Here is an 11,522-nt window from a genome sequence, read left to right on the forward strand (position 1 = left end):
GCCACCACCGCCGTCGCCGAAGAACGGAGCCGTCGCGAGCGATGATCGCGCTTTGCTGGAGGCCCGCTGGCTGACGCTGACGCGCGAGGTTCTGCCGGGCCTTGCGGTCGCGCGCGACTTTCCGGTGCGTGCCGACCACTGCTTCCAGCGTATCCTGCTCGACCATGCCTGCGGTGGGGTGTGGTACGATGCGATTGCGGGGCGTCCTGCGTACGCCTGTGCGGATCAGGCGATCCTCGCCTGTGCGGTCGCCACAGGGGAAGCGGTGGTGCGCGGCGATGTGGATGTGGCGCTGCTCAACCGGCGCTCGCTTGCGTGGCGGCGTACGCGTAAGGGCGGCGCATGACGCCGCTGCCGACCGAACTGACCCCCGTGCTGCCGTTCCTCGACCTGTTCGGTATCGCCGTCTTCGCCGCGTCGGGGGCGCTGGCGGCGACGAAGGCTGGGCAGACGCTGGTGACGGCGACCTTCTTCGCGCTGGTGACGGGCGTGGGCGGGGGATCGGTGCGCGACCTGCTGATCGGCGCGCCGGTGTTCTGGACGCATGACGCGCATGTCGCCGGGGTCTGTCTGGCGGCGGCAGGAGTGATCTGGGTGACGCCGCAGCGATGGTGGGCGGGGCAGGCGCTCGACTGGCTGGATGCGGTGGGGCTGGCGGCGTACGCGGTGTTCGGCGCGGCGAAGGCGACCGCTTATGGCATACCGCCGGTGCCGGCGGCGCTGATGGGGGTGATGACCGCGTGCGTCGGCGGGATCATCCGCGACGTGCTGGCCGGCGAGCCGTCGATCCTGATGCGGCCAGAGCTTTACGTCACGGCGGCGGCGCTGGCGTCGGGGCTGTATGTGCTGCTGAGCCTCGCCGGATTGCCGGTCGTCGTCGCGGCGGGGGTTGCAGCTGGCGCGGGCTTTACGCTCCGGGCCGCGGCGATCCGCTGGCAGATCAGGCTACCGGCGTATCGGGGTCTGCGCTGAGCAGCCAGGCGAGCGCGGCGGTGCGACCCGGGAAGACGCCGATGTCGGCCCGCCCCTGACGCAGCCGGGCCAGCTGCAGGCGGCCAAGCGCCGATGGGCTGCAATAGGCGACGCGGCGCGCGGCCAGTCGGATCGCCTCCGGATCACGCCAGCTTTCCTGCATCGCCGTAATCGTCGCGGGCGGGGCGACGGTGATGTCGGTGGTGTCGTAGAGGGTGACGTGCTCGCCGATCCGCGGCCCCAGCGTCCGGATCGCGGTGCGGATGGCGCGCACCGCCGACAGGGCGGCTTCGGGTTCGAACAAGCCGGACAGGCGGACGTCGACGAGCGGGCAGGCGTGGCCGTGGTCGATATGAATGACGTGCGTGGTCATACGACGGATAAACGTCGCGTTGGATACGTTCGTTGCTGCGATCAGCCGCGGACGATACCCACTTCGGCGAACGGCCGGATGTCGCCGGGCGCCTCGCGCACGTCGTGCAGCTCGCACTGCCAGAAGCCGACGTCGATCCAGCGGCCCTGCTTGAACCCGATCTCGCGCAGCACGCCGGTGCGGCGGAAGCCGGCGTGCTCGTGCGCGCGGATCGACTGTTCGTTGGGCAGCGCGACCACACCGATCGCCTGGCGGAAGCCCTGCGCGCGCAAGGTCGCGACCAGCGCGGCATAGAGCAGCCGGCCGACGCCCTGTCCCTGCACGGCGCCGGCGACATAGACCGAGGTCTCGACGGTCCATTTATATGCCGGGCGATCGCGGAACTTCGTCGCATAGGCGTAGGCGAGCACACCGCCGTCCTCCTCGCCGCCGGTCGCGACCAGCCAGGGATAGAGACCGTCCGATGCGGCCATGCGCGTGCGCATCGTGCGCGTGTCGGGCGCCTCGCTTTCGAAGCTGACCGTGCCGCCGAGCACATAGGGCGCGTAGATCGCGGCGATGGCGGCGGCGTCCTCCGGCCGGGCGGGGCGGATCGCGATCACTGGAACAGCCGCGCGTAGAGGAGGTCGGCGAGCGACAGGTCGCGCAGCGATGCGGACGCCGGCGCATAGCCGACACATTCGACGCAGCGCGCCTGTACCGCCGATCCGGTCGCCAGCCGGCGGGCGTCGGCGATGGCCTGCGCGAAGAGCGTGCGGCGACCCTCGGCGATGCGGCCGATCGGATCGAGGCTCGCCTGATCGGCGGAACCGTCGTCGTCGGCGGGCGCGAGGCTGGCGGCGAGCTGCGCCTTCCAGTCGGGCGCCTTCTCCAGATAGACCGGGCGAACGCTCGCCGGATCGACGCCGGCGCGGCGGGCGGCCTCGGCGATGGCATCGGGCAGCCCGCCGAACCGGTCGACCAGCCCGAGCTGACGTGCGGTGCCGCCGTCCCAGACGCGACCCTGCGCGATTTCGTTGACGCGCGCCGGAGTCAGCTTGCGGGCGTTCGACACGAGGGTGATGAAGCGCAGGTATGCGTTCTCGACCCCCGACTGGATCACTCGATCGAATTCGGGGGCAAAGCCGCGGTAGATGTCGGGCTGTCCGCTGAGCGGCGTGGTCTGGACGCCGTCGGCGGTCACGCCAATCTTGGCGAGGCTGTTCTCGAAGCTCGGCAGGATGCCGAACACGCCGATCGATCCGGTGATGGTGTTCGGTTCGGCGAAGATCGTGTCGCCCGCGGTCGCGACCCAATAGCCGCCCGATGCGGCGATGCCGGCCATCGAGATGACGACCGGAAGCTTCTGCGCCTTCGCCTGCAACACCGCCTGCCGGATCTCCTCCGAGGCGAAGGTCGATCCGCCCGGCGAATCGACGCGCACGACCAGCGCCTTGAGCTCACGCTTGGCGAGGCCGTCGAGGATCAGGCGCGAGACGGTGGTGCCGCCGGCGGTGCCCGGCCCCGCCTTGCCGTCGACGATCTCCCCGGCGACAGTGATGATGCCGATCGCGTTGCCGCCGGTCGGGAGGGGATTGGCCTTCACCCAGTCGGCGAAGCGGATGGTGTTGAAGGTGCCGGCGGGCTTGGTCGCGTCGCGGCCGACCAGCTTAGCGACGCGCAGGCCGAACGCCGTGCGGTCGCCGAGGTAATCGACCAGCCCTAACGCCTTGTTCATTGCGGCGATGTCGCCCTTCGCGGCGAGCACCGCGGCGTCGGGGCGTGCCATCACCTCCGCGACGCGCGCCTTGGGCCGGGCGCGCGCGACGTTCTGTTGCCATTGTTCGAGGATCGCGCCGTACAGCGCCTGGTTCGCGGCGCGGGCCGGGGCGGACTGGCCGGTCAGCAGATAGGGTTCGACCGCCGATTTGAACTGGCCGACGCGATAGACGTGGACGTTGACGCCGAGCTTGTCGATCAGCCCCTTGTAATAGAGCTGCGACCCGCCCGGCCCCGAGAACAGCGCGCCGCCCATCGGGTTCACCCAGATTTCGGACGCATTGGCAGCGAGCAGATAGCCCGCGTCGGTATAGCCGGTGGCATAGGCGAGCACCGGCTTGCCGGTCGCGCGGACGCGGCCGATCGCGGCGGCGACTTCGGCGACGGTGGCGGGATAGCCGCCCATGAACCGGTCGAGATCGAGCACCACCGCCTTCACCCGCGTGTCGCCGCGCGCGGCATCGAGCGCGCGGACGACATCGCGGGCGCGGACTTCGCCGAGCGCGGTCGTGCCGCCGAAGCGGAACGGGTCGACCGCCTGCGGCTGCTCCACCAGCCGCCCGTCGAGCGCCAGCACCAGCGCGCCGTCGGTGATCGGCCGCACCCCCGGCCGTGCGTTCAGCACCGCGAAGAGCACGCCGAAGAACAGCAGCAGCAGGGCGAGGACCATCAAATCCTTGATGCCGACCAGCAGCCGCCAGGCCGCCCGAACCAGTTTCACGCGTGTGTTCTCCGATCAGGTTTGGGCGGACCGTAGCCGAGGGGCGGGGGTGGGGCAACGGGCTGTATTATGGGGGTAAGACGGGGTTTCGTCGAACGCACCGCCGTGCTCCCGCGGAGGCGGGAGCCCAGAGCCGCAAGCGTTGCCGTCCGTAACCCTGGGCTCCCGCCTGCGTGGGAGCGCGGGGTCACGCAAAGTTGACCGAAACGCGGTGCATTCGTCCCCTGTTGTCAACTTTGCCGCTTTTGCGTGCCGCTCGGTCGAGGGCACGTCGAGCAGATTGCCGCGATGTAGGACAGTGGTTTTCGCGCAGAGGCGCAGAGGACGCGGAGGTTGTTTGGCTTTGGTTCGGCTGCGCCCCAACCTTCGTCATTCCCGCGGAGGCGGGAATTCATTCTGGCAGAGCGTGGTGACTGCCACCGGGGGCGGTGCGTATTGATCCCCGCCTTCGCGGGGATGACGATTGTGGTGGGGGCAGTGCGTGACGTCGGGTGGCCGTGCGCGTGTGGTCGGGAGCCGATCGCGCTTTCCGTCCTGCGTCCGGCACTCTACGAGCGTCGCCCATGTCCGCCGCCCGCCGCCCGTCCGATGCCGTCAGGCCCGTCGATGTCCGGGCGGAGCTGTCCGCGCTGCTGCGGCTTGCCGGGCCGCTGGTCGGGGCGAACCTGATGCAGATGGCGGTGTTCGCGGTCGATGTCGTGTTCGTCGCGCGGCTGGGGCCGGTCGATTTTGCTGCGGCGACGCTGGGCGTGTTCCTGTTCAACCTGCTGGCGTTCGCGGGCGTCGGGCTGGTCGGGGCCGCCGAGCCGCTGATCGCCGCGGCGATCGGCCGGCGGCTGGGCGTGGTGCGGCAGGTGCGGCGGTCGTTCCGGATGGGGATGTGGCTGGCGGTCGCGGTGGCGGCGCTGGTGATGCTGATCCTGTGGATGGTCGAGCCGCTGCTGCTGCTGGCCGGGCAGGATGCGCAGGTCGCGGCGCGGGCGGGCGGGTTCTGCCGCATCCTGTCGTTCGCGACCGCGCCGGTGATCCTGTCGGCGCTGATGCGGCTGACCGCGGCGACGCTCGGGCGGCCGGGCTGGGCGCTGGGCGTCACGGGTCTGGCGCTGCTGGTCGCGGTTCTCGCCAATTGGTGCCTGGTGTTCGGCAATGCGGGCTTTCCGGCGCTGGGACTGACGGGGTCGGCGCTGGCGAGCGTCGTCGTGTCGGTCTTCACCAGCGCGGTCTACTGGGTCGTGCTGACGCGCGACCGGCGGCTGCGGCGCTATCGGCTGTTCGGGCGGTGGTGGCGCGCGGAATGGTCGCGGATGGTGGAGATCGCGCGGCTGGGTGCGCCGATCGCGCTTGGCTGGATGGCGGAGGGCGGGCTGTTCGGCGGCAGCGCGCTGCTGATGGGGCTGATCTCGGTCACCGCGATCGATGCGCATGCGGTCGCGCTGAACATCGCCGCCATCGCCTTCCAGATCCCGTTCGGCCTGGCGCAAGCGGCGACGATCCGTGTCGGCTTCGCTTACGGTGCGGCCGACACCGCGTGGATCGCGCGCGCGGGCTGGACGGCGATCGCGGTGGGGATTGGTGCGATGGTGGCGACCGCGACGGTGCTGTGGAGCGTGCCGACGTTGTTGGTGCGCGCCTATATCGATCCGGCGGTACACCCCGCGGTCGCGGTGCTGGCGGTCGAGCTGCTTGCCGTCGCGGCGGTGTTCCAGCTAGTCGACGGGGCGCAGGCGGTGGCGGCGGGCGTGCTGCGCGGGGTGCAGGATACGCGTGTGCCGATGATGATCCAGGTATTCGGTTACTGGTTCATCGGCTTCGGCGCGGCGGCGCTGTTCGGCTTCCGGCTGGGCTGGGGCGCGCAAGGCATATGGTGGGGACTGGCGGCGGGACTGGGCGTCGTCTCCGTGCTGCTGCTGTGGCGCTGGTCGTGGCGCAGGCGGGTCGTCGCCGTTCCGCACACGGCCTGACGCACAGGCCACGCATCCAGCCGAATTTTGTTCCCGCCGCCCGTTGACGATGCGCGGAGGGCTCCACATATGCGGGGCGCTGGCACTCGACGCGTTCGAGTGCCAATCCGTTTACGCCTGCAATAAAGGGACATGCTCCATGACTTTCCGTCCGCTGCACGACCGCGTGCTCGTCCGCCGCGTCGAGGCCGAGGAAAAGACCTCGGGCGGGATCATCATCCCGGACACCGCCAAGGAAAAGCCGCAAGAGGGCGAGGTCGTCTCGGCCGGCACCGGTGCGCGTAGCGAGTCGGGCCAGGTCCACCCGCTGGAAGTGAAGGCCGGTGACCGCGTGCTGTTCGGCAAATGGTCCGGCACCGAGGTCAAGGTCGACGGCGAAGACCTGCTCATCATGAAGGAAAGCGATATCCTCGGCATCCTCGGCTGAGCGCTTCCGTACCTCTCTACGTTCTCAACATTCGAATCTGAAAGGGTAGCCACATGGCAGCCAAAGACGTGAAATTCGGCCGCGACGCGCGTGAGCGCATCCTGCGCGGCGTCGACATCCTCGCCGATGCGGTGAAGGTGACGCTCGGGCCGAAGGGCCGCAACGTCGTCATCGACAAGTCGTTCGGTGCTCCGCGCATCACCAAGGACGGCGTCACCGTCGCCAAGGAGATCGAGCTGAAGGACAAGTTCGAGAACATGGGCGCGCAGATGGTGCGCGAAGTGGCCTCGAAGACCAACGACATCGCCGGCGACGGCACCACCACCGCGACCGTTCTCGCACAAGCAATCGTGCGCGAGGGCATGAAATCGGTCGCGGCGGGCATGAACCCGATGGATCTGAAGCGCGGCATCGATCTGGCCGTCACCAAGGTCGTCGAGGACGTGAAGTCGCGCTCGAAGCCCGTCTCGGGCTCGAACGAAGTCGCGCAGGTCGGCATCATCTCGGCCAACGGCGACCGTGAAGTCGGCGAGAAGATCGCGGAAGCGATGGAGAAGGTCGGCAAGGAAGGCGTCATTACTGTCGAAGAGGCCAAGGGCCTCGAATTCGAGCTGGACGTCGTCGAGGGCATGCAGTTCGACCGAGGTTACCTGTCGCCGTACTTCATCACCAACCCCGAGAAGATGTCGGTCGAGCTTCAGGATCCCTATATCCTGATCCACGAGAAGAAGCTGTCGTCGCTGCAGGCGATGCTGCCGATCCTGGAGGCCGTGGTGCAGTCGGGCCGTCCGCTGCTCATCATCGCCGAGGACATCGAGGGCGAGGCGCTCGCCACGCTGGTGGTCAACAAGCTGCGCGGCGGCCTGAAGGTCGCAGCGGTCAAGGCACCGGGCTTTGGCGATCGTCGCAAGGCGATGCTGGAAGACATCGCGATCCTGACCAAGGGCGAAGTCATCAGCGAGGATCTCGGCATCAAGCTCGAGACGGTGACGCTGGGCATGCTCGGCACCGCCAAGCGCGTCACGATCGACAAGGACAACACCACCATCGTCGATGGCGCCGGTGAAGCCGAGTCGATCAAGGGCCGCACCGATGCGATCCGTCAGCAGATCGAGGTCACGACTTCGGACTACGACCGCGAGAAGCTGCAGGAGCGTCTGGCGAAGCTGGCCGGTGGCGTCGCCGTCATCAAGGTCGGTGGTGCGTCGGAAGTCGAGGTGAAGGAGCGCAAGGATCGCGTCGACGACGCGCTGCACGCGACCCGCGCCGCGGTCGAAGAAGGCATCGTCCCCGGTGGCGGTACGGCGCTGCTGTACGCGACCAAGGCGCTGGACGGCGTCGAGGGTGCGAACGAGGACCAGACGCGCGGCGTGGACATCGTCCGCAAGTCGCTGACCGCCCTCGTCCGCCAGATCGCGCAGAACGCGGGTCATGACGGTGCGGTGGTTTCGGGCAAGCTGCTCGACGGCAACGACACGTCGCTCGGCTTCAACGCCGCGACCGACACCTACGAGAACCTGGTCGCGGCCGGCGTGATCGACCCGACCAAGGTCGTCCGCACCGCGCTCCAGAACGCGGCGTCGGTCGCCGGCCTGCTCATCACGACCGAGGCGGCTGTGAGCGAGCTGCCGGAAGACAAGGCGGCGCCGGCCATGGGCGGCCACGGCGGCGGCATGGGCGGCATGGGCGGCATGGACTTCTGATTTTCGACCGGGGCAGCGAAGGCTGCCCGAGACAGAAAATCGGATCGGCCGGCGAAGCCGAACGGCTTCGTCCGACGTCCCGACAGCGGCTCCGCCGCTGTCCGACCCAAGCAAAAAGAAAAGACCGGCGGAGCGATCCGCCGGTCTTTTCGCGTCTGCACACTGGCAACCACGCGCCGCCGATGCGAAGGAGCGCCCATGGTCAAGCTCACCAAGATCTACACCCGCACCGGCGACGCCGGTACGACGGGCCTCGTCGATGGCAGCCGCGTGTCGAAGGCCGATCCGCGCATGGCCGCGATCGGCGATGTGGACGAGGCGAATTCGGCGATCGGCGTCGCGCTGTCGTCGCTGACCGACGATGTCGTGCGCGCCGAACTGGGGCGCATCCAGAACGACCTATTCGATCTCGGTGCCGATCTGGCGACGCCGCTGGAGATCGAGGGCGCGCTGCGCGTCACCGCGCGGCAGGTCGAGCGGCTGGAACAGGCGATCGATACGCTGAACGCCGATCTGGCGCCGCTCCAGAGTTTCATCCTGCCGGCGGGCGATGCGGGCGCGGCGGCGCTGCACCTCGCGCGGACGGTGGCGCGACGGGCGGAACGCTCGGTGGTGGCATGTGGGGAGAGCACCCCGCTGTCGCCCGAAGTGGCGGCATATATCAATCGCCTGTCGGATTATCTCTTCGTCGCCGCACGTTACGTGAACCAAAGCGCGGGAAGCGACGTTCTGTGGGTTCCGGGAGCGTTGCGCTGACACCGCCGCCCCCTTGACGCGCGCGGCGCCTGGGCGGAATAAGAACGTAATGAGAACAGGGGCCGCCGATTCGTCGCTTTCGATACCGCTGGCGGATCGTTTCGCCGCCGTCCGCGCACTGACCGAGGCGCTGGTCGCGTCGCTCTCCGACGCCGATGCCACGGTCCAGTCGATGCCGGATGCGTCGCCGGCCAAATGGCATCTGGCGCATACCAGCTGGTTCTTCGAGACGTTCGTGCTGCGCGATCATGTCGCGGGCTATGTCCTGCACGACCCGCGCTTCCCGTTCCTGTTCAACAGCTATTACGAGGCGGAGGGCGCGCGCCATGCCCGCGACCGGCGGGGCATGATGACGCGGCCGTCGCTGGACGAGGTAGTAACGTATCGCGCGGCGGTAACGGGGGCGGTGCTCGACGCGCTGCCGACGCTGCCGGATGCGGCGGCGGAACTGGTGGCGCTCGGATGTCATCACGAGGAGCAGCATCAGGAGCTGCTGCTGACCGACGTGCTGCACCTGTTCGCTCAGAACCCGTGCGAGCCGGCGATCTGGCCGGGCGCGCGCAAGGTGCCGGTGGCGATGCCGGGACCGGTCGGCTGGATAAAACGGGCCGAGGCGGTGGTCGAGATCGGCCACGACGGCAGCGGCTTCGCGTTCGATTGCGAGGGGCCGCGCCATCGCGCGCTGGTACCGCCGCATGCCATCGCAGACCGCACCGTGACGAATGGCGAATGGGCGGCCTTCATAGACGATGGCGGCTACGCCGATCCGCGTTGGTGGCTGGCGGACGGCTGGGCATGGGTGAAGGCGGAAAGCATCGCCGCGCCGCTGTACTGGGAGCGCCAGGACGGGGCGTGGACGCGCTTCGGGCTGGACGGGCGGCGTGCGGTCGATCCGGCGGCGCCGGTGACGCACGTCAGCTTCTTCGAGGCGGATGCCTATGCCGCATGGGCGGGCGCACGACTGCCGACCGAATTCGAGTGGGAAGCCGCGGCGAGCGCGCATGAGGCGACCGCGGGCAACTTTCTCGACGCCGCCGGGCCGATCGAGCCGCGCCCGTCGGCTGGCGGGCCGGCGTTCTTCGGCGACGTGTGGGAATGGACCGGTAGCGCGTACCGACCCTATCCAGGCTTCGTCGCGGCGGCCGGTGCGGTCGGCGAATACAACGGCAAGTTCATGTCCGGGCAGTGCGTGCTGCGTGGCGGATCGTGCGCGACGCCGCGTGGCCACGCGCGGGCGAGCTATCGCAACTTCTTCTACCCCCATCAGCGCTGGCAGTTCACCGGCGTGCGCCTCGCAAAGGACCTCTGACATGCTGAAGCAGGAGGTCGAGGACGGCCAGGCGAGCCTCGCCGATCCGCAGTTTCGCCACGACGTCGTCACGGGACTCGCGCTGCGACCGCGCGCGATTCCGGCGCGGTGGTTGTACGATCGTGCGGGGTCGGAGCTGTTCGAGCAGATCACCGACCTGCCCGAATATTATCCGACGCGGACCGAGATCGCGATCCTGGCCGACTGTCGCGCCGATCTGGCGCGGCGCGTGCCGGCGGGGGCCGCGGTGGTGGAATTCGGATCGGGATCGTCGACCAAGACGCCCGCGCTGATCGAGAGCGTGCAGCCTGCGGCTTATGTGCCGATCGACATCTCGGGCGATTTCCTTCGCGACAGTGCCGCGGTCGTGCAGCGGCAGTTTCCGGATGTGCAGGTGTTACCGCTGGAGGGCGATTTCACGCGCCCGCTGACGCTGCCGGCGGCGGTGGTGGATCTGCCGAAACTGGGGTTCTTTCCGGGATCGACAATCGGCAACATGCTGGCGGCGGGTGCGGTCGACCTGCTGCGGTCGATGCGCGCGTCGTTGGGCGAGGGCGCGATGCTGCTGATCGGGATCGACCGGATCAAGCCGGTCGATGTGCTGGTGCGCGCCTATGACGATGCGGCCGGCGTGACGGCGGCGTTCAACCTGAACCTGCTGACGCGCATCAACCGCGAGCTGGCCGGCACGATCCCGCTCGATGCCTTTCGCCACCGCGCGATCTGGAATGATGATCGCGCGCGGATCGAGATGCATCTGGAAGCGGTGCGCGATGTCGCGTTCGAGGTGGAGGGGCGGCCGTTCGAGATGGCTGCGGGTGAGACCATTCACACCGAGAACAGCCATAAATATGGCCCTCGCGATGCCCGGCTGCTGCTGCGCGGTGGTGGGTGGACGCCGGTGGCGGAATGGACCGATCCGGATGATCGGTTCGCGCTGATCCTGGCGGAGGCGCAGGCGGAGCGGCGGGCGCCGTGAGGCTTCGCGGGGCGGTGCTTACGTAAAGCCGTGCTCCCGCGAAGGGGGGAGCCCGGAATTTCGAAGCGCGTCGTCCGTAACCCCGGCTCCCGCCCGGCGGGAGCACTGGCCCGATTTACCGCGTGCGCGTCCAGTCCTGCGTCTTGCAGAATGGGCCGATACAACCCTTTACCTTCAACGTGTTACCCACCGCGCGCAGCTCGGAGCGGTAGGTGCGCCCGCTTTCGGGATCGTAGATGCGCCCGCGCCAGCGGTCGTCGTCGGCGGTGAAGCCGGTCAGGATCGCCATGCCCTGGATGGGCCGGGTGCGCAGCTTCGCGTCGGGGTTGTTGGCATCCACCGCCGGCCCGCCGGCCCGGGGCTTCAGGATGCGGACGATACGGCCGCACATGGTCTGGCCGCAGGGTGCGACCTCGACGATCGCCTTGCCCTCCAGCGTCAGCCAGCGGCCGGTGACGGGCGCTGGGGCGGCGAGGGCGGGGGTGGAAACGACGAGGACGGCGGAAACCAACAAGGATCGCATTTTTGTTCCGTTTCCCGTCATCGGTCGAACTTCGACAATC

General features: G+C 68.9%; 12 protein-coding genes. 8 read left to right on the forward strand and 4 right to left on the reverse strand.

The genetic code is table 11. The features are described 5' to 3' along the window. Positions 1–52 precede the first annotated feature (52 nt). Together ACX40P_RS13980 and ACX40P_RS13985 are read left to right on the forward strand one after the other, a co-directional pair. The gene (locus tag ACX40P_RS13980) at positions 53–346 is read left to right on the forward strand and encodes a GCN5-related N-acetyltransferase (protein ID WP_459126973.1); all 294 of its coding nucleotides are present in this window, start codon (positions 53–55) and stop codon (positions 344–346) included. Beyond that, the gene (locus ACX40P_RS13985) at positions 343–972 is read left to right on the forward strand and encodes a trimeric intracellular cation channel family protein (RefSeq protein ID WP_459126974.1); all 630 of its coding nucleotides are present in this window, start codon (positions 343–345) and stop codon (positions 970–972) included. The genes ACX40P_RS13980 and ACX40P_RS13985 overlap by 4 nt, the downstream gene beginning before the upstream one ends. On the opposite strand, the gene ACX40P_RS13990 is transcribed toward ACX40P_RS13985, so the two are convergent. The 3 genes from ACX40P_RS13990 to sppA are packed head-to-tail and all read right to left on the reverse strand — an operon-like array spanning position 941 to position 3,824. Next, positions 941–1,345: a hypothetical protein gene (locus ACX40P_RS13990; RefSeq protein ID WP_459126975.1), complete on the reverse strand. Its 405-nt coding sequence runs from the start codon at positions 1,343–1,345 to the stop codon at positions 941–943. The genes ACX40P_RS13985 and ACX40P_RS13990 overlap by 32 nt on opposite strands. 41 nt (positions 1,346–1,386) lie before the next feature. Beyond that, positions 1,387–1,947, reverse strand: coding sequence for a GNAT family N-acetyltransferase (locus tag ACX40P_RS13995; RefSeq protein ID WP_459126976.1), 561 nt, complete (start codon positions 1,945–1,947; stop codon positions 1,387–1,389). Next, the gene (sppA, locus tag ACX40P_RS14000; RefSeq protein WP_459126977.1) at positions 1,944–3,824 is read right to left on the reverse strand and encodes a signal peptide peptidase SppA; all 1,881 of its coding nucleotides are present in this window, start codon (positions 3,822–3,824) and stop codon (positions 1,944–1,946) included. Before sppA ends, ACX40P_RS13995 begins: the two co-directional genes overlap by 4 nt. 563 nt (positions 3,825–4,387) lie before the next feature. Here sppA and ACX40P_RS14005 point away from each other — a divergent pair. The 6 genes from ACX40P_RS14005 to egtD all read left to right on the forward strand — a co-directional run bounded on the left by ACX40P_RS14005 (position 4,388) and on the right by egtD (position 10,959). Continuing rightward, complete coding sequence (locus tag ACX40P_RS14005) at positions 4,388–5,785, forward strand: MATE family efflux transporter (RefSeq protein WP_459126978.1); 1,398 nt, start codon at positions 4,388–4,390, stop codon at positions 5,783–5,785. Between the two features lie 139 nt (positions 5,786–5,924). Beyond that, positions 5,925–6,212, forward strand: coding sequence for a co-chaperone GroES (groES, locus tag ACX40P_RS14010; protein ID WP_459126979.1), 288 nt, complete (start codon positions 5,925–5,927; stop codon positions 6,210–6,212). Between the two features lie 53 nt (positions 6,213–6,265). Then, on the forward strand, positions 6,266–7,915 hold the full coding sequence (groL, locus tag ACX40P_RS14015) for a chaperonin GroEL (RefSeq protein WP_459126980.1): 1,650 nt from the start codon (positions 6,266–6,268) through the stop codon (positions 7,913–7,915). A 198-nt stretch (positions 7,916–8,113) separates the two neighbouring features. Beyond that, positions 8,114–8,671: a cob(I)yrinic acid a,c-diamide adenosyltransferase gene (locus ACX40P_RS14020; RefSeq protein ID WP_459126981.1), complete on the forward strand. Its 558-nt coding sequence runs from the start codon at positions 8,114–8,116 to the stop codon at positions 8,669–8,671. Between the two features lie 49 nt (positions 8,672–8,720). Beyond that, positions 8,721–9,980 (forward strand): ergothioneine biosynthesis protein EgtB, encoded by a 1,260-nt coding sequence (gene egtB, locus ACX40P_RS14025; protein WP_459126982.1) that lies wholly within the window; start codon positions 8,721–8,723, stop codon positions 9,978–9,980. 1 nt (position 9,981) lies between these two features. After that, positions 9,982–10,959, forward strand: coding sequence for an L-histidine N(alpha)-methyltransferase (gene egtD / locus ACX40P_RS14030; RefSeq protein ID WP_459126983.1), 978 nt, complete (start codon positions 9,982–9,984; stop codon positions 10,957–10,959). 115 nt (positions 10,960–11,074) lie between these two features. Here the strand turns inward: egtD and ACX40P_RS14035 are convergent, their stop codons facing one another. After that, the gene (locus ACX40P_RS14035) at positions 11,075–11,482 is read right to left on the reverse strand and encodes a DUF2147 domain-containing protein (protein WP_459126984.1); all 408 of its coding nucleotides are present in this window, start codon (positions 11,480–11,482) and stop codon (positions 11,075–11,077) included. Positions 11,483–11,522: the final 40 nt, after the last annotated feature.

Source organism: Sphingomonas sp. RS2018 (assembly GCF_054489605.1).